We start from the raw sequence: 24,690 nt of genomic DNA, 5'->3' as shown, positions 1-24,690 counted from the left end.
TCAGTCGTCGTCAGGCAGCCGTGCGCGATACGCTTCGATCACGGCCTTCTTTGTCACCGAAGGCTGGGCCTCGACGGCCTCGACCAGCCCGCGCAACTCGCGCCGCAACCCGTGGACCTGATCCAGCAGCGACAAGACCACCGGCACCGCGTCATCCGGCAGCGACATATCGGTGCGCAAGTCGCACACCAACCGGATACGCGCCACATCCAGATCGTCGAACACCGGGCCGCTTTCACCCTGTGCGGGCTTGACCCAGCCTTCGTTTACCCACAACCGAAGCTCGCGCAGTTCGACCCGGCGCACGGTGGCGACAACATCCTGTTCATTCAGCATCACACATCCCTCCAGAGCTTGGCGCGGGGGTCTTCGTCGACGGTGTCCCGCCACTGTCGCGCAATCGCTTCCATCTCGGCGTTAGGTTTGGTTGGGGTCACGATCTTCAGGCGCACATACTGATCGCCTGCCGCCCCCTTGGCGGGCTTCACGCCCCGCCCCTTCAGCCGCAGCCGCTGCCCCGATGACGCGCCCTTGGGCACGCTCATCGCGACCTTGCCCGTCAGGGTCGGCACCTCAATCTTCGCGCCCAGAACCGCTTCGTCAAAGGTGATCGGAACCTCGATCTCAATGTCGCTGCCATCCCGCGTAAACGCCTCGTGCGGCCGTACCGTGATCGAGACATAGGCATCCCCCGCAGGCCCGTCCCCGAACCCCGGCTGCCCCTTGCCACGCAGCCTCAGCGTCTGCCCGTCGCGCACGCCCGCCGGAATGGTCAGGTCAATCGCGCTACCATCAGGCAGGGGCACAGGACGTTTCGCGCCACGCACGGCATCCATGAAATCGACCTCAAGGTGATAACGCACATCCGCACCGCGCGCGGCGAACCCCTGCGCGCGCCCTGTCCGTGCCTGAGCGCGCGCGCCGAACAGGTCGGAAAACACGCCGGACAGATCATCAAAATCGCCATAGCCCGCGCCGGACGCGTATCGCCCCTGCGGGTCGGTGTCTGCGTATTCGCGGTAATATTGCCGCTGAGGCCGTTCTTGCCCGCTTGCGTCAATCTCACCCGCATCAAAGCGTTTTCGCTTATCCGCATCACCGACAATGTCATACGCAGCGGTCACGGCCTGAAATTCGGCGGCCTTCGCCTTGTCTCCGGGATGAAGATCAGGGTGCAGGGTTTTGGCCAGCTTGCGGTAAGCCTTCTTGATTTCGGCTTGTGTGGCGTCCTTGCCGACACCAAGAACCTTGTAGGGATCGTCACTCATTCGCTGCAACCTTTGGCTTGCCCTGTGCCGACCCGCGCAGACCTTTCGCCAGATCGCGCAATGTGGCTTCGTCCAGTGTCTCTACGTCTAGCAGACGTGTGGCGGAACGCTCAAGAATATCGCGGTTGTTGGTCAGAATGTCCAATGCCTGCTCCGAGACTTCGCGCAACACTTCGCGCACGGCCTGATCCATCGCCTCGGCTGTCGCCTCGCTGTAGGTGCGTTCGTAATACCCCGGCGTGCGGTCGCCCAGAAAGCTGCTCCTTTCGGCCTCATAACTGACCGAGCCAAGGCCCTCGTCCATCCCATAGCGCGCCACCATCGACCGCGCGATATCCGTGGCACGGGCCAGATCGTCGGCAGCCCCGGTGGACAGATGCCCAAACACCAGAGTTTCAGCGGCCCGGCCGCCCATCAGCACGGCGATCTTGTCGCGCAGCTCGGCCTCGGTCATCAGGAACCGGTCCTCGGTCGGGCGCTGGATCGTATAGCCCAACGCCCCGATCCCACGCGGAATGATCGAGACCTTGTGAACCTCGTCCACCCCGGGCAGCGCCATGCTGACCAGCGCATGCCCCATCTCGTGATAGGCTACGATCTTGCGTTCGCGCGGGTTGATCAGACGGTTGCGTTTCTCAAGACCCGCCACGATGCGTTCAATGGCGTGGGTGAAATCGGCCATGGTCACTTTTTCACCGCGCCGCCGTGTCGCCAGCAACGCGGCTTCGTTCACCAGATTGGCCAAATCCGCACCCGAAAAGCCGGTGGTCAGCGCGGCGATGTCGTCCAGTTCCATATCTGCGGCAAGGACGATCTTCTTCATATGGACCTTGAGGATCTGCACCCGCCCCGCCCGGTCGGGCCGATCCACAAGCACCTGACGGTCAAACCGCCCGGCGCGCAGAAGCGCGGGGTCAAGGATTTCGGGCCGGTTGGTGGCTGACAAAAGTACCAGCCCTTCCGCCGGATCGAACCCGTCCAGTTCCGACAAAAGCTGGTTCAGCGTCTGTTCACGTTCGTCATTGCCGCCCTGAATATTCCCCGCTCCGCGCGCACGGCCTAATGCGTCCAGCTCGTCGATGAAGATGATGGCAGGCGCCGCTTCGCGCGCCTGCTCAAACAGGTCGCGCACACGGGCCGCGCCCACGCCCACGAACATCTCGACAAATTCCGAGCCGGAAATGGAATAGAACGGCACCCCGGCCTCACCGGCCACGGCACGTGCCAGCAAGGTTTTCCCCGTACCCGGCGGGCCGACCAGCAAAATTCCCTTGGGCATCCGTGCGCCAAGACTGCCGTATTCCTTGGGGTTTTTCAGAAAATCGATAACTTCTTGCAGTTCTGTCTTTGCTTCATCCACGCCTGCCACGTCATCAAAAGTAACCTTCGTGTCGCTTTCGACATAGACCTTGGCCTTGCTTTTGCCGACGGACATAAGACCACCCATGCCCTGCCCGCCGCCCATACGACGGATCGCGAACATCCAGATCCCGACGAAAAACAACGCAGGCAGAAGCCACGACAAAAGCGTGGTGAACCACGTGTTTTCAACCGCGCCCGAATAGGTCACATCCGTTTCGTTCAACCGGTCAGCCAGATCGGGCGGCACAGGGGTCGTCACGAATCCGGTTTTACCGTCCTGGGGCATGTCGAATGTGCCACTGATCTTGTTGCTGCCAATAACCACCTCGTCAATCGCGCCCTCGGCCAGATAGGTTTCAAACTGGCTGTAAGGGATCGCCTCGATGGTCTGGCTTTGCACCCACAGGTCGCGCAGCAGCACTATGCCCATGAACGCGATCAGGACATACCAGATGTTGAATTGTTGCTTGCGGTCCATGTGGTGTCTCCGGTTTTGTCGCGGGGGGTCGCGTCCGCCGCGCATCCTAGCGCCTTCACAGGCCGCCAAATTGATCGCCGTTAATTTCCGTCAGTTTTCCCTTACGGTTACTCTGCGTCAAGCGAAACGGGCCGATAGGGCGCATCCGCGTTCTTGAACAGCACATAGATCGCCGGGATTACCAGCACCGTCAGCAACGTGGACGACGCCAGCCCGAACAGAAGCGAGATCGCAAGCCCCTGAAAAATCGGGTCGGTCAGGATCACGCCGGCCCCGATCATCGCGGCGATTGCGGTCAACAGGATCGGCTTGAACCGGATCGCACCCGCGCGCAGCAGCGTGTCGCGCAGGGGTTCATCCCCCTCGGCCCCGTGCCGGATGAAATCCACCAGCAGGATCGAGTTGCGCACGATAATCCCCGCAAGCGCAATGAACCCGATCATCGAGGTTGCGGTGAACGCCGCATCGAACACCCAATGTCCGAACACGATCCCGATGAAGGTCAGGGGAATGGGCGTCAGGATGATCAAGGGCACCCGGAACGACCCGAATTGCGCCACCACCAGCACATAGATCGCCAGGATCGCCACCCCGAAGGCCGCGCCCATGTCGCGGAAGGTGACATATGTCACCTCCCATTCCCCATCCCACAACAGGGTAGGGGTTGCATCGCTGGCGGGTTGGCCGTGCAGGCTGATTTCCGGTTGCGGCACGTCGGCGGTCCAGGGCCGGTCGTCCAGCGCGTCTTGCACGGCGATCATCCCATAGATCGGCGCTTCAAAGTCGCCCGCCATCTCGGCCATCACCATTTCGGCAAAACGACCATTGCGGCGGAAGATGGGATAGCTTCCGGCCTCTTCCGTGACGGTCAGCACATCGCCCAATTCAACCACACCCCGGTCGCCTGGCAACAGGTTTGCGGGCACGGGGGTCGAGGCCAGACGTTCGGACCAGTTCAACTCGCCGCGCGGCAGCGCCACGCGGATTTCGATCGGATCGCGCCCCTCACCGCGATGGGAATAGCCCACGGGCATCCCGTCAAACAAGACGCGAATGGTGTCATAAACATCGCTTTGACGGACGCGGAAGAACTCCAGACTGTCCTGATCAATTGCCAACCGCAGACGTGGGCGGGGTTGGCCGAAGCTGTCCTCGATATCCACCACATACGGCACCGCGGCAAAGGCTTCGCGCACCTCGCGCGCCACGGCCCGCCGGGTATCAGCATCAGGGCCATAGATCTCGGCCAGCAAGGTCGCCAGCACCGGCGGCCCCGGTGGGATTTCCGCGACCTGAATTGACCCCCCTTCGGGTATATCCATATCTGCCAGCATCTCACGCGCCGCCAGCGCGATGTCGTGGGACGAGCGGTCGCGGTGATGCTTGGCCTCAAGATTGACCTGCAAATCGCCCAGCTCTGGCCGCGCGCGCAGGTAATAGTGCCGCACAAGCCCGTTGAAGTTGAAGGGTGCCGCTGTGCCCGCATGAAGCTGGATCGAGGTTGCCTCGGGCAGCGCCGCCAGCCGTTCAGCGGCTTCGGTCAGCACGCGTTCCGTGCGCTCAAGACTGGTGCCTTCGGGCATGTCCAGAATAACCTGAAACTCGGATTTATTGTCAAAGGGCAAAAGCTTCACGACCACGGTGCGGTCAAAGAAGAAGGTCATCGAGCCGCCGGTCAGAACCAGCACCACAACCAGAAACACACCGGCCCGCCAACGGTTGGCGATCACAGGCGCGGCGACCCGGCGGAACAGACGGCCCAGTACGCCTTCGCTTTCATGATCGTGTCCGCCAGCTTCGGCCCCGCCGCGTCCGGCGATCTTCAGCATCAGCCACGGGGTCAGCATGACGGCAACAAAGAAGGAAAAGATCATCGCAGCGGACGCATTCACCGGGATCGGCCCCATATATGGACCCATCAGGCCCGACACGAACAGCATCGGCAGAAGGGCGGCCACCACGGTCAGGGTGGCAACGATGGTGGGGTTGCCCACCTCGGCCACCGCTTCAATCGCGGCGGTGACGCGGCTTCGCCCATCGCGCATGGCCCAATGGCGGGCAATATTTTCGATCACCACAATGGCATCATCCACCAGAATACCGATCGAGAAGATCAGCGCGAACAGCGACACCCGGTTGATCGTGTAGCCCATCATGTTCGAGGCAAACAGCGTCAGCAGAATGGTGGTCGGAATGACAATGGCAACCACGATGCCCTCGCGCCAGCCAATGACAAACGTCACCAGCAACACGATAGAAATGGTGGCCAAACCCAAGTGAAACAGCAGTTCATCGGCTTTTTCATCGGCGGATTCACCATAGTTCCGGGTGACCTCGACCATGATACCTTCGGGGATCAGGCCGCCGCGCAGAAGCTCCAGTCGCTCCAACACATGCTCAGAAACCAGAACCGCATTGGCACCTTCGCGCTTGGCAATCGCCAAAGTCACGGCTGGCAAGCGCGTCCAGTCCGCGTGGTGATCGTCGCGGGTCATGGTCCAGGTGCGCGCATCCACCGGCGCGCCACCAACGAGGATGTCAGCCACGTCGCGCACATAAACCGGGCGCCCGTCGCGGGTGGTCAGTTGCAACAGACCAATGTCTGAGGGGCCGCGCAGGGTCTGCCCCGCCGTCACCGTCAAACTCTGATCCAGTGCGGTGACGGACCCGGCCGGGAAGGTCTGGTTGGCCTCGCCCACACGGGCGGCCAGTTGTTGCAGGGTCACACCATAAAGGGCCAACCGTTCGGGATCAGGCTCGATGCGGATCTGATCGGTGCGCCCACCCACAATATAGGTCAGCCCCACATCCTCGACCGACATAAGCGAGGCGCGCAATTCCTCGACCAGTGAATACAGTGCGCGGTCGTCCCAATGCTTGGCGACTTCGGGCGTGGGCGACAGGGTCAGCGCGACGATGGCCACGTCATTGATGCCGCGCCCGATGATCAAGGGCTGCGGAATGCCCTGCGGGATACGGTCCATGTTCGCCATGATGCGTTCATTCACACGCAGAATCGCAGCGTCAGGGTCGGTGCCCACGTCAAACCGCGCCGTGACCATCACCTGATCATCTTCGGTTTGCGAATAGATATGCTCGACCGCATTGATCGACCCCAGGATCGCCTCAAGCGGTTCTGTCACCAGCTCGACCGCATCGGGCGCACGCAGGCCGTCGGTACGCACCATCACATCAACCATCGGGACCGAGATTTGCGGCTCTTCCTCGCGCGGAATCACCGCCAGCGCGATCAGCCCCATCGCAAGCGAGGCAAGCAGCAGAAGCGGCGTCAGGGGCGAGCGGATGAATGCCTTGGTCAGATGCCCTGAAATACCCAATTTCATGGTTGCACCAGCTTGTCGCCAGTCGACAACCCTGCAAGAATTTCAACACCGTCCGCAGTTTCTTCGCCCAGCAGAACCACCACCTCGCGCGTGCCATCCGCCGTTTGCAATGTTACGAAATCATTGCCGAACCGCGTGGTGATAAAATCGCGCGGGATAATGATCACCTGCCGCGTGTCCACGGTGATATAGACCCGCACGCGTTCGCCCACGAAATAGCTGCCCAGCCCGCCCACTTCTGCATCTGCCGTGATGCGGCCGTTCTGGATCAAGGGATAAACCTGCCTGATCACACCAGTCTGGCCCACTTCTCCGCCCAAGGCGGCACCTGCGACTTCGATCTCGTCACCTTCAGCAATGGACCGGGCATGGCGTTCGGGCAGGTTTAGCCGCAAAAGATAGTGATCAGACGCGATGATCGCCACCGGCTCGCCGGGCATCATCACGCTGCCCATCGGGCTTTTGACATCCAGCACACGACCTGCGGCGGGGGCCAGCACTTCGCCCTCGCGTTCTTGCTGCACCAACACGTCGCGCGATTGGCGGGCCGACGCCAGACGCCCTTCCAGCACCGCTACGGCGGTTTGCGCCTGATCCACGCGGGTTTGTGCGATAATACCACGGGTCAGCAAATCCTCGGCCCGTTTCAGATCGTCGCGTGCCTGTGCCAGTTCGGCGTCCAGCGATGCGGCCTGCGACGTAGCGGCCGCAATCTGCGGGGCCATCTGTTCGTTGACCACCCGCGCCACAACATCACCGGCCGCGACCATATCACCTTCGTCTACCATCAAATCGACGATAGTGCCGCCAATCCGCGTGCGCGCAGTCAGGGTATCGACACTTTCAACCGTGGCGAAGACAGCCTTTCGGTCCGCCAGATCACTGGGCGTCACGTCATGGGTCTGGGCCATCACCGGCCCGGCAAGAAGAAGAGAGAGAAGAAGTGTTCTAAACATGGCAGCGCCTTTGGTTTGGGCGGGTTTGTGCGTATCCGTGTGTGCGCCCGGCAAGTTGGCACCGGGTACTCTTGACTTATATATTAGCAACTTCTAATTTAGTAAACACTAAAATAGTGTCAAGTCCAGTTCCGTCCACCAAAGCGAAGTGATGCGATGACGTCAACCAACACCGATCCGATGGCCGACCTCAAGGCTCAGGCCGACGAAGTCGCCACCTTGCTCAAGCAGCTTGCCAACACGCGGCGACTGCTCATCCTGTGCCGCCTTGCGGCTGGTCGCGCCACGGTGTCCGAACTGTGCAAAGTCGCCGACCTGTCACAATCCGCAATTTCGCAACACTTGGCAAAAATGCGAATGGAAGGCTTGGTGAAAGGCGAAAAAGAGGGTCTTCAAACCTTCTATACCATCTCGGACCCGCGTTGTCTGGACCTGCTGGGCCATCTAAAAACAAGCTTCTGCGACCTGCCGTCCTGAACCGTGGCTTATCCAGCACGATCCCGCCCCAAGCGCGGCGATTACTTGGACATTCCGTCTGGCCTGCCGTAAAACACCCGCCAAGGCTCCCCATCAGATCAGGTCTGGCTCCGTGCGGCATATCGACAAGCTGAAGAACGTCAAAATGGCCTTGGAAACCAAGGTTCATGCTGCCGAAGCTGTGTTCGACCGCGTTCAGACAAAGCAGCCCCCGACTCTGACCCACACAAGTGTCACCATCCTGACCCTGCTGGCACTGACGCTGATCTCGCGCATCGGAAGCCTGCAAACCGAGGTGTTCAACTGGGACGAAAGCACCTTCATCCTTGTCGGCTCCAGCTTCGCCCACGGCCACCTGCCCTATACCGAGACTTGGGACATCAAACCCCCCGGCCTGACCTATGCTTTGGGCGCGGCGCTGGCGATCTTTGGCGACACGATGGTGACAGTGCGCATGTTCGGTGCGGCCTGCGTGTTTGCAATGGCGGTGCTGGTCTTTCTGATTTGCAAACGCCACGGCAGCTACGCCACCGCCCTGTCCGCCGCCGTCATGACCATCTGCGCGCAAAGTGTGTCCGAGGCGCAGGGCGTCTATACCGAAACGCTGGCCATCACGCTGGTGCTGGCTGGGCTTTATACCCTGATGCGCGCGGGTGATCGCGTCTGGATGTTCGCGCTGGCCGGGCTGTTGATCGGGGCCGCAACGGTCACGCGGACGAACATGGCGTTTGTTGCGCTGACGCTGGGAATTTATCTGATCGTCGTGGCGGTGCGGACACGCACAAAAACTGACGCTACTGCGCTTGCCCTGTTCACGGTGGGCGGGTTTACCATGTTGGGCCTTGTTATTGCGCCCTATGTGCTATCGGGTCAGTTGGACCTATTCATCTTCGCCAACGTGACGGCACCGCTTGAATATGCCTCGGGCCAGCTGTCGCCATTCCTCATCTTCTTGGCGATTGTGTTGGTCACGCCGGTTGTCGGTATTTTCTACCCTGACATCTGGGGCATTTTTCTATTCCTTGCTGTGTGGGCATTCGTGAGGACGAGGCCATGGCAGCGATTGAAACAGCCACGTCAGACCTTCGCCCACATCACCGCAGATCGCGAAGCATTCCTGATCGCGCTCACGGGCGCGTCGGTTGTGCTGGGCATGAGTATGAACGGGGCCGCCACGTGGCACCACCTGATCCAGCTGGTCCCGTTTCTTGCCATCGCTGCGGCACAGGCGATTGAACACGACGACCGCCCCCGGTTCAAACTGCTGGTGCTGGTGATGGTCGTCACGACAATGCTGCGCACCCTACCCGGCACGGTCCATGTCCTGTCCACAGGTTACGAAGGGATAAAACAGGACCAGACCATCGCCACTTTGGCGCGCGAAATTGCGCAGGATCAAGCCGCTGATGACAGGGTTTTCGCGCTGGGTGGGCAGCTTGTATATTGGTATTTGAAACAGCCCCCGCTGAACAAATACGCCACGCATCCCTCCAACATTTTCAAACCCTTATTCGTGGATTTGCTGCGCGATAACGGGAAGTTTGATGGCGATATCTTCGAAGAAACCATGAAAAAACAACCAAAGTACATTCTTTGGCAGCCTGAACAAAACAAGGCACTAGATGGTCCAGCCGGGCAGCCGGTTCGGGATGTCTTGGCTAGTAAATACGCGCTCTGGACATCGCACGGGGCTTATGTGGTTTATCGGCGAACGGACAACTAACTCACATATATATCCCATTGATATTAATATCTTTTTAAGGTTCTAATCCCTCGCAGCACCTGTCTTCAGCAATCATTTTTTCGCCGCAATCCAAACGGATCGGGGCCGGGAAACGATACGCTGTTTCGCTAGGGGAAACCGTCCTGAAACCTCTCGTAAATTGCCGCCCTAACCACATAAATGCGACATGTACAATGTCGCAAACAGGCTATTAGTTGGTTGAACTCTGCGGTCAGAGCGATAGGTTTATCCCTGAACGCGACTTCAAGTCTTGGGGTGGCTCGCTTGCGCATGACGTTATCTGAACGAAGTGCAGAAGCCGCCCGACGTTGAGGGGCTTCATATGGTTGGTGGCATAAAGTCGCCGTCCATCAAGGAAGATGAAGGAGAAAGACAAGATGAAACGCACATTCTATGGCGCAGTCTTCGCGACCATCGCAGCACCTTCGGCGCTGCTGGCCCAAGACCAATGCGGCGAAGTGTCGATGGCGGAAATGAACTGGGCCTCGGCCAAGATCGTTGTCGCCGCCTCGAAATTCCTGCTTGAGCAGGGGTATGGCTGCGACGTTGCGGTTGTGCCATCCGATACGACGCCCGCTGTGACCTCACTGTCCGAAAACAACGAGCCGGATATCGTTCCTGAACTGTGGCCCAATTCGGCTGGCGTGGTTTATGACAAGCTGAAGCAGAACGGCAAGATCGTTGAACTGACCAGCGTGCTGGACCCCGGCGGGGTCGAAGGCTGGTGGATTCCATCCTATCTGGCCGAAGAGCATCCCGAGCTGAAAACCATCGAGGGCATTTTGGAAAACCCCGATCTGGTCGGCGGCATGTTCAACAACTGCCCCGACGGCTGGGGCTGTCGCATCGCCAGCGACAACCTGTCGCGCGCCTTCGATCTGGAAGGGCATGGCATCGAAGTGTTCAACCACGGCTCGGGCGAGACGCTGGCAACCTCGATGGCATCGGCCTTTGAAAGCAAAGAACCTTGGTTCGGTTACTACTGGGCGCCCACCACACCCCTAGGTAAGTATGACATGGTCAGCGTCGATCTGGGCGATTATGATGAAGAATCGCACGCGGCCAACCAGAACGCCGACAATCCCGACCCCAAGCCGTCGGCCTTCCCGACCGCGCCGGTCCTGACCATCGTGACCAAAGAATTCAGCGAAAAGCATCCCGAAGAGACGCAGCTGCTGACCAACATCACGTTCAAGACCGACACAATGAGCAGTCTTCTCGCCTGGCAGGATGAAAACAACGCGACCGCCGAAGAGGCCGCCGTTTACTACCTGCAAAACAACAAGGACGAGTGGAGCAGCTGGCTGAATGACGACGCGAAAGAGAAGCTTTCGGCGTTGCTTAAGTAAGTTGATGTGAAAAGATAAAAGGGACGGCGCACTAGTGCCGTCCCTTGGCTTTATTTCGATAGACCAACAATAAAAGGTAACGCGATCATGATAAAACGAATTTTGTCTGCCGCCGCCATTTCTGTTGCGGCACCAGCTATCGCCTCTGCGGATTGCGGCGAAGTAAGCATTACCGAGATGACCTTCTCCTCGGCGATTATCACCACTGAAATTGCCTCTTTCCTGATGGAACAGGGATATGGCTGCACCGTGACGCGCGTACCATCGGATACCATTCCGGCGCTGACGTCGCTGGCCGAAAACAATGAACCCGATATTGTCACCGAACTATGGGTCAACTCTGCCGGTGCCGCTTATGATAAGCTCAAGGCGGATGGCGTGATCAAGGATTTGACCAAAGTGCTTGATCCCGGCGGTGTCGAAGCGTGGTGGATTCCCACCTATCTTGCCGAAGAGCACCCGGAGCTTAAGACAATTCAAGGTATTCTCGACAATCCCGAATTGGTTGGAAACCGCTTTAACAACTGCCCCGATGGCGGATGGGTCTGCAATATCATCAACCACAACATCGCCCGCGCCTACGGGCTTGAAGAAGCCGGGATCGAAATCTTCGATCATGGCGGTGGTGAGACGCTAGCCGCATCGCTGGCCGCTGCATACGAGCAGAAAGAGCCGTGGTTCGGCTATTACTGGGAACCAACTGCGATCATGGGTCGGTATGACATGACCATGGTTGATATCGGTCCGGCAATTCAGGATGTGCATGAAGCCAACCTTGATCCGGATGTGAAAGATCCCAAACCCAGCGCATACCCGCCAAGCCTTGTTTATACTGTGGCGACAACGCGTCTGGTCGACGAAAAGCCCGAGATTGCGGACCTGATGAGTCATATCAGCTTTGATACCGACGAGATGAGCACGCTTTTGGCGTGGAAAGGCGAAAACAACGCCTCGCCCGAAGAAACCGCCGTGCACTGGATGCTTGAAAACAAGGAAAAATGGTCTGAATGGCTAAGCGACGAGGCGCGCACGCGTCTGTCGACACTGCTGGATAACTGATCTTTCGACCGGTGGCCGGCATCACGTGATGTGCCGGCCGCGAAACCTAAATTGCAAACAACAAGGCCGATGCGCGGCCGACATGAGGGATAAGGGATAGATGGCAACTTACGACTTCGTATTCGACGGGTTGGGCCTGCGCGACTGGTGCGGGGATGCGGGCGGCGGGGGACTTTCCTCCATGGCCGACCTTCTGAGTGAAACCTCGGGGGAGGAAGCAACCGTTTCGGCGTGGGACACACCCTTCCCGTCGCTCGACGCCCTGCACGAGGCTTGCGACAAGATCCCCCAGTCACGTGAGTTGACCCTCGGGCTGGAACGCGGGTTCCTTGACATCAAGGACACACTCAAGATTGTCGTTGATCCGATCACACAGCCGCTCAGCTGGGCGCTGGAAAACACACTTTGGCTGATGCAGGCGACGCCGTGGTGGATCATGATCCCTGCGCTGATGCTGATCGTCTATCTCGTCGGACGCTCGTTCAAGCTGGTCGGCCTGGTTGCGGCAGCGTTCGGGTTCCTCGCGTTCGTTGATTATTACGATTACACGATGCAAACGCTGGCGATCATTTTTGTCTGTGCTGTCATATGTGTCATCATCGGCGTGCCCGTGGGCATCGCCATGTCCCGCAGCGACAAGGTGCAGCGTGTGATGATCCCGATCCTTGACATGCTGCAAACGCTACCACCTTTTGTTTATCTGATCCCGCTGATCTTCCTGTTCTCGGTGACAGAACCCAAGCTCTATGGCATTGCGATCATCCTTTATGCGATGGTGCCGGTGATCCGGCTGACGGATCTGGGAATCCGCCTTGTGGACAAGGACGTGATCGAAGCGGCGGATGCGTTTGGCATGACGAAGAGGCAGAAACTCTATGGCGTGCAAATCCCGCTGGCGCTGCCCAACATCATGGCAGGCGTCAACCAGACCATCATGATGAGCCTCGCCATGGTCGTGATCGCATCGCTGGTGTCAGCACCCGGTCTTGGCGTTCTGGTCCTGCGGGGTATTCGCAACCTTGAGCTGGGCGTCGGCCTGTTGTCCGGTCTGGGGATCGTCCTTTTGGCAATCATCCTAGATCGTGTCACCAAAGCGGCTCTTGCCCGCATCAACGCCAGCCAGCCGCGCTAGGGGGATTGACCAATGAAAGACGTGCAAAGCGAAAACGACATCAAAATCTCGATCCGCCATCTTTACAAGATTTTCGGCGCCCGTCCGCAAGAGGCGCTGGAACAGGTCAAGAACGGCATGGGCAAGACCGAGCTGCAAGAAAAGCACGGGCACGTGCTGGGTCTCAATGACATCAACGTTGATGTGCCCTCAGGCAAGACGACAGTGATTATGGGGCTGTCGGGTTCGGGGAAATCGACCCTGATCCGCCACCTGAACCGCCTGATCGAACCCACCGCGGGCGAAGTCTGGGTTGATGGCGAGAACATCCTTGAATACAACGACAAACAGCTGCGCAAGCTGCGCAAGGTCCAGATGTCGATGGTGTTTCAGAAATTCGCGCTGTTCCCGCATCGCACCGTGTTGCAGAATGCAGGACTTGCGCCATCGGTCGAAGGCGAACGGGAACGCAAATATGCCGACGAGGCGCGCAAATGGCTGGACCGCGTTGGCCTGGAAGGACAGGGCGATCAGTATCCGCACCAACTGTCCGGCGGCATGCAGCAACGGGTGGGCATTGCCCGCGCCCTGACCAGCAATTCCGACATCATGCTGATGGACGAGGCATTCTCGGCGCTTGATCCGCTGATCCGGACCGATATGCAAAACCTGCTGATTGAACTGCAAAACGAACTTCAGAAAACTGTCGTCTTTATTACCCACGACTTGGACGAGGCGCTAAAGCTTGCCGATCACCTTGTCATTCTGAAGGACGGGTTTGTCGTACAACAGGGCGAACCGCAGCATATCCTGCTGAACCCTGCCGACCCATATATCGAAGACTTCGTCAGCGACATCAACCGCGCCCGCGTGCTTCGTGTACGCTCGGTCATGGAACGCACAACCAAGCCGCTTGCCGAAACGGCAGGCGATATTGACCATGACGACACTCTCGAATCCGTCATCGCCCTGTCCGAAGGCGACACCACGCTTAGCTATCGTGTGATAAAAGACGGCGCACCCGTGGGGCTCCTGAACATGCGCAAGCTTGTTCGCGCCTTGGTGCCGTCCGAACAATCCGACGACCCTGACAGCGCACGTCGCAGCGGTTGACCTCGCATCGCAGCCGCCGGCTGTTGCGCCACGGATATCCACCAACGAAAAAGGCCCGCATCGCTGCGGGCCTTTCTATCTTCATGTTTGTGGACCGATCAGTTCGCGCAGGCGCGGATTTTTTCGATGTCCGGCCCGTTCGGCGTGCGTCCCAGATTGAACGGCGCCGACGCATCACGCCATTTGGCGTAATCTGCCAGATATTCAAGCTGGCTCAGATACACCTTGGCAGAATCGGGGTTCTCGCAGGCGGTCTGTTCGATCACCTCGTTGGCCATTTCCTGAACCTTTGCCAGCGTTTCGTCGTCATAGCGAGTGATTTCAATGCCCGCGTCCTGGAATTGCTGATAGGCTTCGGTGGCCCGTTTTTCAGTGAACGACAGCGACCAAACCAGGTTGGCTTGCGCCGCAACTTTCAGGCTTTCGCGTGTCTCATCCGACAACGCATCCCATGATGCCTTGTTGATCATCACGCCAAAGATCGACGCCGATTGGTGCCAACCGGGGGTGGCCCAGTATTTCGTCACCTGATGGAACCCACCCGAGAAATCAACGTTCGGGGTCGAGAATTCCGCGCCATCAATCACGCCGCGTTCCAGCGACTGATAGATTTCGCCACCGGCCATCGAGACTTGGCTGCCACCCAGCTTTTCAAGCAGGCGCCCTTGCTCTAGCCCGGACAGGCGCAGGCGCTTGCCCTGAAGATCATCCAGTGAGGCGATTTTTTCGTTGGTGCGGAAACCGGATTCGTTGTTGGTTACGCCATAAGGCAGATAGACCATACCGAATTTTCCGTAGATCTCGTTATAGATCTCGGCGCCGCCCCATTGTTCGATCCAGTTGACGTAATCAACTGCGTTGAACAGGCTTGCCGTAGTCGCCAGCGGCGAAAAGGCAGAGTTACGGCCAGCCCAGTACCCCGGCCAGTCAGCGCCAGCCTGAATGGTGCCGGATTCCACAGCGCCGAACACTTCGCCCGCCGGCACAAGTGCGCCGCCTTCGAAGAATTCGATGGTCAGGGCGTCGCCGGTCAGCTTGTTGGCCAGATCCACGAAATGCTTGTCGATCTCGATCAGCTCAAGCGATGTGGGCCAAGTCGTTGTCATGGTCCAGCTTTCTTGGGCAGCGGCTTGCGTCGCCACCCCGGCCGCCAGTGCGGCACCTGCGAGAATGGATGTTTTTACAGTCAACGGAATACCTCCTCAGTTTTAGTTGTTGTAAAGGGTTTCAGGAAGCCACGTCACCAGTTGCGGAACCAGTGCCACGGCCAGACACATCATCAGGATCAGACCGATGAACGGCAGCACCCCGAGGATGATGTGAATCGTTTTGACGGATGATGGCGCAATCGCGCGTAAGTAAAACAGCGCGTATCCAAAGGGCGGCGTCAGGAACGAGGTCTGCAGAACCACAGACATCAGCACCACGAACCACAGCAGGTTTACGTCCATTTCCTGTACGATCGGCAGAAAGATCGGGAAGGACAGCAAAACGATGCCGGTCCAGTCAAGAAATGCGCCAAGAATGAACACGATGAACAGCATCATGGTGATCAGCATCCACGGCTCCATATCCAGACCGCGGATGATTTCCTGCGTCGCGCGCAAGCCGCCCGTAATATTGAACACGCCGGTAAACGCGGTCGCCCCAACCACGATGAACAGGATCATCGCCGAGGTCCGGCCCGTTTCCAACATCGCGCCATAAAAGCTGCGCCAGGTGAACTTGCCGCGCAGGATCACAATGCCCAGAGCCAACGCGGCGCCGATGGCCGATGCTTCGGTCGCGGTTGCGATGCCCGCCAGCAATGACCCAAGAATGCCAAGGATCAGCACCAACGGAGGCACAGCCTCGATCGCCAACATACGGGCCAGCGCGGGTTTGCTGATCTGCTCGTCCGGCTCGACGGCGGGGGCCATATCGGGCCGCACAATGGCGACGATCACCACCCAAACCGCATAAAGCAGCCCAAGCAGCACGCCCGGTATCATCGCCCCCGCGAACAGCTCACCCACCGACAGGGGTGAATAGCTTGCCATCAGGATCAACATGATCGACGGCGGAATAAGGATGCCCAGACAGCCCGAGGACGCGATCACCCCCGTAGTCAGTGTGGGGCTATAGCCATATTGCAGCATCGGGCGCAGCGCCATCACGCCCATAACGGTGATCGAGGCCCCGATGATCCCCGTCGTCGCCGCCAAGAGGATCGAGATGAAAACAACCGCCAAAGCCAGCCCGCCCCGTACGTTCGACATCATCAAGCGCAGGGATTCGAACATCTTGTCGGTCACGCCACTGTCAGACAGGAATCGTGCCATCAGAATGAACAGCGGAATGGCGATCAACGTGAAATTATCCAGCACATCGCCAAAAATCCGGTTGATCACGATCCCCAGCACCATCGGCTTACCCGCGATCAAGGTGCCCAGAACAGCTGTGCCCCCAAGCACGAAAGCCAGCGGATGCCCCATGAAAAGGCCCAGCAAAAGCAGGCCGAACATGGCAATTGCGATTAATTCAGGCGTCACTGGGCGTGTCCTCTCGGTGGTCAAAAACAAGTTTCAGGACTTCGGAAATCCCTTGCATCATCAACAGCGCGGCCGCGATCGCCATCGCCATTTTTAACGGATAAACAGGCAGCTGCACCGATCCATATGTGGTCTCGCCCTGCACATAAGATCGCATTGCAAACTCATAAGACCGCGTCATGAAAACCCATGCGAAGGGGAAGAAAAAGATCAGGTAGCCCAACACCTCGACAAACCGGCGCGCGGTGCGAGACAGCTTTTCCGTGACCAGATCGACACGGACATGGGCTTGGTGACGCAGCGCGTACCCGCCCAGCAGAACGAAATAGAAGCCATAGAGCATCTTGGTGACATCAAACGCCCATCGGGTGGGTGCATTCATCGCATATCGCATAAACACATCAAAAATAATGATCGCCGCGAATATGACTGCAACGACGGAAACGACCCGTCCGACAGCCTCGTTCAGGCCGTCGATGAAACGAAATATCATGCTGGTTTCCTCCTCCGCTGGAGCATCCTATCGGTGATTTGATCTGATACAAGGGGTTTAGGTATTACTACCCTAAGGATTGCAGACCAGTTAAGCGCCACATTCCAAATGCTTAGGCCCTTCTTTCTGCGCCGAAGCATACAGCAAGCCGCAGCGCGGCACCCGAAGTATATGCACCAAGGCTACCATGACGAAGCGTCAAGCGACTTCACGTGCGCCGATCAACCAGAGAATTTGTTGGCGAGATAGGTCAGATATGGCTGCGGATCATTTGCCTTTATTCCCAATGCAGACATTAACTGCGCACGACTGCGCGACCGGCCATGCCGCCATACCACATCCGACAGCGCCGCGCGCAACGGTCCGGTATCGGCGTGGTCCAGCGCGCGGCGGATACCGGGTTGGGTTGCATCGAAATGCGCCATAAGCGCGGCAGCGGTCGCATTGCCAATCGTATAAGTCGGAAACGATCCGATGTAGCCAGACGACCAGTGCACATCCTGAAGACAACCCAAAGCGTCGTCCGCAACGTCCAACCCCAGATCATCGCGCATCGCGGCGTTCCAGACATCGGGAATGTCGCGCACCGCCAGTGATCCATCCATCAGCGCCATCTCGATCCGAACGCGCAACATGATATGCAGATCATAGCTTAGTTCATCGGCCTCGACGCGGATCGGGCCCGGCTCGACCCGGTTGATGGCAGCAACGAATTCAGCCTCGGTGACGTCGGCCAGCTGCTCGGGAAAGGTGTCGCGCAGGCGGGCGTAGTGCGCGGCCCAGAATGCTGGACTACGGCCCACGTGATTTTCCAACAGGCGCGATTGACTTTCATGCATCCCAAAACTGGTGCCGCCGACTGCATAAAGCCCAATCATATCGGTTGCAAATGCACTGCGCGTATGCGCCGGATCAATACCTTGTTCGTACAATGCATGGCCGACTTCGTGAATGCTGCCGAAAATCGACATGGGCAGATAATTTCGTGGCCAGCGCGCGGTAATACGCACGTCGTTGCGGGTGCAACTCACCTCGAACGGATGAACCGCGGTGTCCAGTCGCCCCCGGTCGAAATCATAGCCAAGCGCCCGCGCCGTGTCGGCGGCGAAGCGGTGCTGCAATTCGGGTGGATAGTCGCGATATAGAAAGTCGGTACGCGGAGCGGGCCGATTGCGGGCGGCGTTAAGCACCGGCAGCAAGCCAGCGCGCAGGGCGTCGAAGAAGGTGGCAAGGCTTTGTGCCGTCTCGCCCGGTTCAAATATCTGGACCATCGGATCGTAGGGATGGTCATCATAACCCAACGCCTGTGCGCTGTCGCGGGCGAGGGATACGATCTTTTCAAGATGGGGCTGAAACACGGAAAAATCCGACGCCTCACGCGCCTTTGCCCACGCCGCGCCAGCAATGGTTGCGTGTTCGGCCTGCGCCTGTAGCAATTCGGCAGGCAGACGCGCGTGGTGGTCAATCGCGTTCTGCACGGCGCAGGCAGCTGGGTCATCTCCGGCACCCGCGACCGCGTCCTGCATCGCAGGGTCCAACAGCATCTCGCGCGCGACACCCATCAGGGTTGCAACCTGATGCCCTCGCGTTTCGGCTCCGTCCGACGGCATTTGCGTGCGCGCATCCCAGTTCAAAAGATTCACCGTGCACAGCACATCATTCAACCGCCCAACGCGGATACTCAAATCATTTTTCATGCGGCAGTCTCTGCTTTGGTGTCCACGCCGCCATCATTCAAATGACAGGCGACCGTGCGCGCGGGGCCCGCGCCTGTCAAACGCGGTGCCTCGACCCGGCAACGGGGGCCAGCCAGTGGACAGCGGGGATGAAACGCGCAACCCGGGGGCGGGTTGATCGGGGACGGAATTTCACCTTTGATCGCTTCGAACTTCCGTTTTCCGGTGCCCACCGTCGGAACAGAGGCAAAAAGCGCCGCCGTGTAAGGGTGTTTCGGGTCAGCATACAATTCATCCGCGGGGGCAAGTTCGACAAGGCGGCCCAGATACATGATTGCCACACGATCACAAACGTGACGCACGACTGACAAATCATGGCTGATAAACAGCGCGGTCAGGCCAAGATCGCGGCGCAGGTCCATAAACAGGTTCAACACCTGTGCCTGTATTGACACGTCAAGCGACGCAACCGCCTCGTCCAACACCAAAACCTCGGGCTTCATCGCTAGCGCGCGGGCAATCGCGACACGCTGACGTTGCCCCCCGGAAAACTGGTGCGGAAGCCGGTCGGCATAGGCGCCTTCAAGCCCGACCTTCTCAAGCAGCTCGCGCATTCCTTCGCGCACCTTGCCGGACGGGATAATCCGGTGATAGCGCGGCCCTTCGGCCAATGTCTCACCCACCTTCATACGCGGGTTTAGCGACGCGAAAGGATCCTGATGGATCATCTGAACCTGCGTCGTCAACTTATCAATCCTATTGCCATGTTCGCGCACGATAGGGTCACCCTTCAGCGTCACACTGCCATCACTTGGGGCATAGATGCCGGCCACAACACGGCCCAATGTGGACTTGCCGCAGCCAGATTCCCCCACGATACCCAGCACCTCGCCCTGCGACACGTGCAACGTAACATCAGACAGTGCGTGAACAGTCACCGGCTTGCCGCCACCAGTGATTTTGCCCACCAGCCGTTCGGCCATTCCCGGCCACCGTGTGAATCGTTTCGAGACATTTTCGATCTTCAAAATAGGGTCGGTCATGGTCACTCCAACGGATGATGGCACAAGACGGTCTGGCCGTCCTTGGTGTCGGCTGGCGGGACGGTCGCGCAAATCTCAGTGGCGCGCGGACAGCGCGGGCGAAACGGGCAGCCCTGCGGCAAACGAGACAATTGCGGGGTCGAACCGGGAATTTGCGGCAAATGCTTGCCCGGTTCGTGCAGCGCGGGGATCGAATCCAAAAGCCCCTGGGTGTAAGGGTGGCGCGGATGGTCAATCACTTGCTGCGCCGTACCGCGTTCGACAATCCGCCCTGCATACATCACACAGATATCGTCAGCCAAACTGGACACAACACCAAGATCGTGAGTGATCCAGACGATCGCTGCGCCGGTCTGATCCGCCAGATCGCGGACCTCGGCCAGGATTTGCCCTTGGATCGAAACATCCAGCGCCGTCGTCGCCTCGTCGGCAATGATGACCGAGGGGCGATGCAGCAGTGCCATCGCTATGGCAACCCGCTGACGCATCCCCCCCGACAACTGATGTGGATAGGCACGCAACCGTTCCTCGGGCGACGGAATGCCAACGGTTTCAAGCGCGCGCTGCGCTTCCTTCAACGCCGCAGCCTTCGACATCTTGCGATGCACACGCACGGCCATCGCCATTTGGTCACCAACCCGCAATACTGGGTTCAGGGTCATCATCGGATCCTGGAACACCATCGCGACCCTGTTACCGCGCATCTTGCGCATATCCTCGTCCGACAGTGCGCGCAGATCTTGACCATCTACCATGACTTTCCCGGCGGCGACCTCACCCGGCGCGTCTATCAATCCCATGATTGAAAAGCCTGTTACGCTTTTGCCCGATCCGCTTTCACCAACAAGGCCAAGAATGCGGCCCTTCTGCACCGTGAAGCTGACATCGTTCACCGCCGTAACGGCATCACCGCGCGTTGCAAACCGGGTGGTCAGGCCTTGAACATCCAGAGCGGCATTCATCGGCTGTTCCTTGGATCAATAACCGTGCGCACCTGATCGCCCACAAGATTGATTGCAACAACGGTAATCATCAGAAAAACTCCCGGATAGATGGACAACCAGTAGCGCCCCGCGTGAATGTATTTGAACCCGTTCGAGATCAACGACCCAAGTGACGGCTCGGTCAGCGGCAGGCCCACGCCAAGGAAGGACAGGGTTGCCTCTAACGATATGGCACTGGCCACCTGCACGGTCGCCACGACAATCAGCGGTGGCAACACGTTGGGCAACAGGTGTCTGAACATAATGCGCCAAGTGGGCAGCGGGGTTGATCGCGCGGCTTCGATATAGTCCTTGCGCCGCTCGACCGATGCAGCCCCGTGAGTGGTGCGCGCGAAATAAGCATACTGCGCCACCACCAATGCAAAAACAATCTGCGGCACGCCCTGCCCCAGCATGGCCACCATCACCAGCGCCAAAAGGATTGCAGGCATGGACAGCTGCAAATCGACGATGCGCATCAGAAGGGCTTCGATGCGTCCACCAAAATAGGCCGCCGTCAGCCCAACCGTGATGCCGACCGCCAAGGCCAACACGCCGGCCGAGATACCGATCATGAAACTCGTGCGCAGCCCGTAGAGGATTGCCGACAGCATATCGCGGCCCGCATTATCTGTGCCCAGCAGATGCGTATATTCGCCAGACCCGACCGATCCGGGCGGCAGGAACGCATCCATCCAATCCAGATTGGCAAGGTCATACGGATCTTGCGGCACCAGATAAGGTGCGCCAAATGACCCGACCAACAAGACACCAATCACAGTCAACGCAACCATCGCAACCCAGGACTGGCGATAGTCGAACCAGAAGTTGCGAAGGCGCATGGCGCGGGTTTCGGCGGGCGGGGCGGATGGGGTGGCGATAACCTCGCTGTCCGGCGTCAAAGTGTCAGGCATCACGAGCCCCCTTTCAGGCGAACCCGTGGGTCCAGCCGGGCATAGATTAAATCGACGATCAGGTTAATTGCGACGAACAGGATCACCACCATCACAAGATATGACACCATAACCGGCCGATCCAGTTGCAGAATGCTGTCGATAATCAGCTTGCCGACACCCGGCCAGTTGAACACGGTCTCGGTCACCACCGCGAAGGCAAGGGTCGACCCCAGCTCAAGCCCGAACACAGTTATGACGGGGATGGAAATGTTACGCAGGATGTGGCTGAATACGATCTGACGGTCGGCCAAACCCTGCGCACGGGCAAAACGAACGTACTCCGCGCCCATCGCCTCGACCATGCCCGCGCGGGTCAGCCGGATCAGCAACCCCATTTTGAACAGCGAAAGGTTAATCGCGGGCATAATGACATGCGACCAGCCATTCGTGGTGGCCAGCGAGGTTTTGAACCACAAAAACTCGGCCACCTCGCCGCGTCCACCGGACGGCAGCCAGCCCAGCTCGACCGCAAAGGCCATGATCAAGAGCATTCCGATCCAGAAGGTTGGGACCGAAAAGCCCAACACCGACAAGGCCATAATCAGCTTGGCCCCCAAGCTGTTCGGACGATAACCCGCGTAAAGCCCGGCAGGAATTCCGATCACGGCCGCGATGGTGACCGACACCATGACCAGCTCGATTGTCGCGGGCAGGCGCGAAAACACGAGAGATGTTACCGGGATGTTGTAGACCATCGAATTGCCCAGGTCGCCCTGAAACACATTGCCGACAAAAGTAAAGTATTGCCGCCAGAGCGGTTGGTCCAACCCGTACTTGCGGATCAGGTTCTCGCGGATCTCGGCGGTGGCGCCGGGGTCGATCATCACGTCAATCGGGTTGCCGATGGCATAAACTCCGACAAACACGATCACCGACATCACGAAAACGACGACGACCGCCTGTGAGAGTCTTCCGACCAGATAACCGAACATCCGCAACCTCGTGTTTTGCCCCCGTCAGGGGCTTGGCTGAAATGGGGCAGGCGGCGCATCCGGTTGGATGCGCCGCCCGGAGTGGCCGGATTATTCCGGCGTTATCGCATAGGCGCGGGTTTCCTGATCGATCCGCGGCGTGAAGTCTAACTTGTCGGCCTGGGCGGCCCACACACTTTGCAAGATCACTGTCGGAATCAGCGCGCGGTCTTCCATCGCGATATAGGACGCTTCTTCATAAAGCTCCCGGCGTGCCTCGGCATCCAGTGTCTGCGCGCCTTCCTGGAATACCTTGTCAAACTCGGGGTTGGAATACCCGGCACGGTTGAAGTTTCCGAAACCCTTTTCGGGGTCCTTGGTGTGAACCAGCGCGCCATAGGTATAGGCGGCCTCACCCGTCAGGGTGCCCCATGCCGACATGGTCATGGTGTATTCCTCACGCTGGGCGGCGGGGAAGAACACGGTGCCATTCAGGGCTTGGGCGTTGACCTTCAGGCCCGCGCGCGACCACATCTGCGCCAGCGCTTCGCACACCACGGCATCGCCGGGAACGCGGTTGTTGGTGCAGGTGAAATCCATCTCGAACCCGTCGGGATACCCCGCCTCGGCCAGCAGTTCCTTGGCTTTTTCCACGTTGTATTCGCGTTTCGGCAGCTTGTCAGAATAGCCGAAGAAGCCTTCGGGCATTAACTGGTTGGCGGGCGTGCCCAGTCCCTCAAGAACGACATTTACAAGCACGTCGCGGTTGATCGCCAGGTCCAGCGCCTTGCGCACACGCAGATCCTGAAGCGGATTTCCCTCGACCTCTTTGCCGTCAACCTTGATCGGCTGTGGTTCCTCGTCCTTCACCACCGGCGCGATATTCAGAATATAGACCGAATCCGAAACGAAGGTTTCGACGCTGTCATCGTTCTGCATCGACAGATAGTCGGTGGCGGGCACATAGTTGATCAGATCCACCTGGCCGGATTTCAATGCGGCCACACGGGCGGCATCGTCGGGAATTTCACGGCGCGTAACCTTGTCCCAGGCAACTTCTTCGCCCCAGTATCCATCGAACTTCTCGACCACCAGGTCGCCCTTGGGCTCCCAGCTGACAAAGGTAAACGGGCCAGTGCCGATGGCCTTCTCACCCGAGTTGAACTCTTCGTTGCCGGCCTCCATGCCGGTTTCACTGGGTACGACGAACAAGCGGGTAAAGTCGTTGGGCAGCGACGGCGCCATACCCTTGGTCGACACGCGCAAGGTCAGATCATCGACCACTTCGACTGAATCGACGTACTTGGTGTAAAGCGTCATGGGCATTGGGCCGGTCACCTGGGGGATGCGCTCGATCGAGAATTTCACGTCCTCAGCGGTGAAGTCGGTGCCGTCGTGGAACTTCACGCCTTCGCGCATCTTGAATTCCCACGTGGTGTCGTCGATAGGCTCCCAGCTGACGGCCAAACCCGGCTTGAGTTGTAGCTTTTCGTCAACATCGACCAGCGTGTCGAATACGTGTCGCAGTGCCTCGGCCTGACTGCCAAGCGTGGACCAGTGCGGGTCAATGCTATCCGGTCCGGCGCGCAAACCAATCATCAGTTCCTGCGCCATTGCCGTAGGCGCAGCCGCGAATAACGCTATCGCGGCGATGCCGGACCTCAGTGTCGATTTCAACATATCACCCTCCATCTGTTATGCTGTTCTGTAACACTAGGCCCCGAACAATTTTCGCGTCAAGGAAATATGGCAGATTTGGTGCAATTAAATTCCGCCACACATGCCTTAACTGTAATATTACTGCGCCAATGACCTTTATTCAGACTTGCAAACCAG

Annotated in this window: 20 protein-coding genes; 6 read left to right on the top strand and 14 right to left on the bottom strand. The window is 58.7% G+C overall.

Annotated features, from left to right (window positions below; translation table 11 throughout):
• The 5 genes from MN186_RS05315 to MN186_RS05295 form a co-directional block, all read right to left on the bottom strand.
• Window positions 1-336, bottom strand: coding sequence for a chaperone modulator CbpM (locus tag MN186_RS05315; protein WP_242113272.1), 336 nt, complete (start codon window positions 334-336; stop codon window positions 1-3).
• On the bottom strand, window positions 336-1,268 hold the full coding sequence (locus MN186_RS05310; RefSeq protein ID WP_242113269.1) for a DnaJ C-terminal domain-containing protein: 933 nt from the start codon (window positions 1,266-1,268) through the stop codon (window positions 336-338). Before MN186_RS05310 ends, MN186_RS05315 begins: the two co-directional genes overlap by 1 nt.
• Window positions 1,261-3,108, bottom strand: coding sequence for an ATP-dependent zinc metalloprotease FtsH (ftsH, locus tag MN186_RS05305; RefSeq protein WP_242113268.1), 1,848 nt, complete (start codon window positions 3,106-3,108; stop codon window positions 1,261-1,263). The genes MN186_RS05310 and ftsH overlap by 8 nt, the downstream gene beginning before the upstream one ends.
• 107 nt (window positions 3,109-3,215) lie before the next feature.
• Entirely contained in the window at window positions 3,216-6,452 is a 3,237-nt protein-coding gene (locus MN186_RS05300; protein ID WP_242113267.1) for an efflux RND transporter permease subunit, read from the bottom strand.
• Window positions 6,449-7,408: an efflux RND transporter periplasmic adaptor subunit gene (locus tag MN186_RS05295; protein WP_242113266.1), complete on the bottom strand. Its 960-nt coding sequence runs from the start codon at window positions 7,406-7,408 to the stop codon at window positions 6,449-6,451. The genes MN186_RS05300 and MN186_RS05295 overlap by 4 nt, the downstream gene beginning before the upstream one ends.
• 156 nt (window positions 7,409-7,564) lie before the next feature.
• Between MN186_RS05295 and MN186_RS05290 the strand changes: the two genes are divergently transcribed.
• From MN186_RS05290 to MN186_RS05265, 6 genes are all read left to right on the top strand, one after another.
• Window positions 7,565-7,885: an ArsR/SmtB family transcription factor gene (locus MN186_RS05290; RefSeq protein WP_242113265.1), complete on the top strand. Its 321-nt coding sequence runs from the start codon at window positions 7,565-7,567 to the stop codon at window positions 7,883-7,885.
• Between the two features lie 112 nt (window positions 7,886-7,997).
• On the top strand, window positions 7,998-9,608 hold the full coding sequence (locus MN186_RS05285) for an ArnT family glycosyltransferase (RefSeq protein WP_242113262.1): 1,611 nt from the start codon (window positions 7,998-8,000) through the stop codon (window positions 9,606-9,608).
• Window positions 9,609-10,006: 398 nt separating this feature from the next.
• On the top strand, window positions 10,007-10,978 hold the full coding sequence (locus MN186_RS05280) for an ABC transporter substrate-binding protein (RefSeq protein ID WP_242113260.1): 972 nt from the start codon (window positions 10,007-10,009) through the stop codon (window positions 10,976-10,978).
• A gap of 87 nt (window positions 10,979-11,065) precedes the next feature.
• Window positions 11,066-12,037 carry a glycine betaine ABC transporter substrate-binding protein gene (locus MN186_RS05275; protein ID WP_242113259.1) on the top strand — a complete coding sequence of 324 codons (972 nt, stop codon included), beginning with the start codon at window positions 11,066-11,068 and terminating at the stop codon, window positions 12,035-12,037.
• Window positions 12,038-12,137: 100 nt separating this feature from the next.
• Window positions 12,138-13,169: an ABC transporter permease gene (locus MN186_RS05270; RefSeq protein WP_242113257.1), complete on the top strand. Its 1,032-nt coding sequence runs from the start codon at window positions 12,138-12,140 to the stop codon at window positions 13,167-13,169.
• A 12-nt stretch (window positions 13,170-13,181) separates the two neighbouring features.
• A complete protein-coding gene (locus MN186_RS05265; RefSeq protein WP_242113256.1) occupies window positions 13,182-14,261 on the top strand; it encodes a quaternary amine ABC transporter ATP-binding protein in 1,080 nt (359 codons plus the stop codon).
• Window positions 14,262-14,359: 98 nt separating this feature from the next.
• Here MN186_RS05265 and dctP read toward each other — a convergent pair whose 3' ends face one another.
• From dctP to MN186_RS05220, 9 genes are all read right to left on the bottom strand, one after another.
• Window positions 14,360-15,451, bottom strand: a complete 1,092-nt coding sequence (dctP, locus tag MN186_RS05260; RefSeq protein ID WP_242113255.1) for a TRAP transporter substrate-binding protein DctP — start codon at window positions 15,449-15,451, stop codon at window positions 14,360-14,362.
• Between the two features lie 18 nt (window positions 15,452-15,469).
• Window positions 15,470-16,765 (bottom strand): TRAP transporter large permease, encoded by a 1,296-nt coding sequence (locus MN186_RS05255; protein ID WP_255743835.1) that lies wholly within the window; start codon window positions 16,763-16,765, stop codon window positions 15,470-15,472.
• Between the two features lie 16 nt (window positions 16,766-16,781).
• Window positions 16,782-17,285, bottom strand: a complete 504-nt coding sequence (locus MN186_RS05250; RefSeq protein WP_242113253.1) for a TRAP transporter small permease subunit — start codon at window positions 17,283-17,285, stop codon at window positions 16,782-16,784.
• A 221-nt stretch (window positions 17,286-17,506) separates the two neighbouring features.
• Entirely contained in the window at window positions 17,507-18,982 is a 1,476-nt protein-coding gene (locus MN186_RS05245) for a carboxypeptidase M32 (protein ID WP_242113250.1), read from the bottom strand.
• Window positions 18,979-20,004: an ABC transporter ATP-binding protein gene (locus MN186_RS05240; protein ID WP_242113249.1), complete on the bottom strand. Its 1,026-nt coding sequence runs from the start codon at window positions 20,002-20,004 to the stop codon at window positions 18,979-18,981. The genes MN186_RS05245 and MN186_RS05240 overlap by 4 nt, the downstream gene beginning before the upstream one ends.
• Before the next feature lie 2 nt (window positions 20,005-20,006).
• Window positions 20,007-20,966, bottom strand: a complete 960-nt coding sequence (locus MN186_RS05235; protein ID WP_242113248.1) for an ABC transporter ATP-binding protein — start codon at window positions 20,964-20,966, stop codon at window positions 20,007-20,009.
• Window positions 20,963-21,901 (bottom strand): ABC transporter permease, encoded by a 939-nt coding sequence (locus MN186_RS05230; protein WP_242113246.1) that lies wholly within the window; start codon window positions 21,899-21,901, stop codon window positions 20,963-20,965. The genes MN186_RS05235 and MN186_RS05230 overlap by 4 nt, the downstream gene beginning before the upstream one ends.
• Entirely contained in the window at window positions 21,901-22,875 is a 975-nt protein-coding gene (locus MN186_RS05225) for an ABC transporter permease (protein WP_242113244.1), read from the bottom strand. Before MN186_RS05225 ends, MN186_RS05230 begins: the two co-directional genes overlap by 1 nt.
• A gap of 90 nt (window positions 22,876-22,965) precedes the next feature.
• Window positions 22,966-24,534, bottom strand: coding sequence for an ABC transporter substrate-binding protein (locus MN186_RS05220; RefSeq protein ID WP_242113243.1), 1,569 nt, complete (start codon window positions 24,532-24,534; stop codon window positions 22,966-22,968).
• Window positions 24,535-24,690: the final 156 nt, after the last annotated feature.

Origin of the sequence: Aliiroseovarius sediminis (assembly GCF_022678485.1) — a bacterium.
GTDB classification, from domain to species: domain Bacteria; phylum Pseudomonadota; class Alphaproteobacteria; order Rhodobacterales; family Rhodobacteraceae; genus Aliiroseovarius; species Aliiroseovarius sediminis.
Note: the sequence above shows the minus strand (reverse complement) of the source record. Positions and strands in the feature narration are given on the sequence as shown.

Bases quoted from the DNA above. Each gene is read 5' to 3' on its own strand.
- MN186_RS05315 (WP_242113272.1), bottom strand. From the start codon at position 336: ATGCTGAATGAACAGGATGTTGTCGCCACCGTGCGCCGGGTCGAACTG.
- MN186_RS05310 (WP_242113269.1), bottom strand. From the start codon at position 1,268: ATGAGTGACGATCCCTACAAGGTTCTTGGTGTCGGCAAGGACGCCACA.
- ftsH (WP_242113268.1), bottom strand. From the start codon at position 3,108: ATGGACCGCAAGCAACAATTCAACATCTGGTATGTCCTGATCGCGTTC.
- MN186_RS05300 (WP_242113267.1), bottom strand. From the start codon at position 6,452: ATGAAATTGGGTATTTCAGGGCATCTGACCAAGGCATTCATCCGCTCG.
- MN186_RS05295 (WP_242113266.1), bottom strand. From the start codon at position 7,408: ATGTTTAGAACACTTCTTCTCTCTCTTCTTCTTGCCGGGCCGGTGATG.
- MN186_RS05290 (WP_242113265.1), top strand. From the start codon at position 7,565: ATGACGTCAACCAACACCGATCCGATGGCCGACCTCAAGGCTCAGGCC.
- MN186_RS05280 (WP_242113260.1), top strand. From the start codon at position 10,007: ATGAAACGCACATTCTATGGCGCAGTCTTCGCGACCATCGCAGCACCT.
- MN186_RS05275 (WP_242113259.1), top strand. From the start codon at position 11,066: ATGATAAAACGAATTTTGTCTGCCGCCGCCATTTCTGTTGCGGCACCA.
- MN186_RS05270 (WP_242113257.1), top strand. From the start codon at position 12,138: ATGGCAACTTACGACTTCGTATTCGACGGGTTGGGCCTGCGCGACTGG.
- MN186_RS05265 (WP_242113256.1), top strand. From the start codon at position 13,182: ATGAAAGACGTGCAAAGCGAAAACGACATCAAAATCTCGATCCGCCAT.
- MN186_RS05255 (WP_255743835.1), bottom strand. From the start codon at position 16,765: ATGTTCGGCCTGCTTTTGCTGGGCCTTTTCATGGGGCATCCGCTGGCT.
- MN186_RS05250 (WP_242113253.1), bottom strand. From the start codon at position 17,285: ATGATATTTCGTTTCATCGACGGCCTGAACGAGGCTGTCGGACGGGTC.
- MN186_RS05245 (WP_242113250.1), bottom strand. From the start codon at position 18,982: ATGAAAAATGATTTGAGTATCCGCGTTGGGCGGTTGAATGATGTGCTG.
- MN186_RS05240 (WP_242113249.1), bottom strand. From the start codon at position 20,004: ATGACCGACCCTATTTTGAAGATCGAAAATGTCTCGAAACGATTCACA.
- MN186_RS05235 (WP_242113248.1), bottom strand. From the start codon at position 20,966: ATGAATGCCGCTCTGGATGTTCAAGGCCTGACCACCCGGTTTGCAACG.
- MN186_RS05230 (WP_242113246.1), bottom strand. From the start codon at position 21,901: ATGCCTGACACTTTGACGCCGGACAGCGAGGTTATCGCCACCCCATCC.
- MN186_RS05225 (WP_242113244.1), bottom strand. From the start codon at position 22,875: ATGTTCGGTTATCTGGTCGGAAGACTCTCACAGGCGGTCGTCGTCGTT.
- MN186_RS05220 (WP_242113243.1), bottom strand. From the start codon at position 24,534: ATGTTGAAATCGACACTGAGGTCCGGCATCGCCGCGATAGCGTTATTC.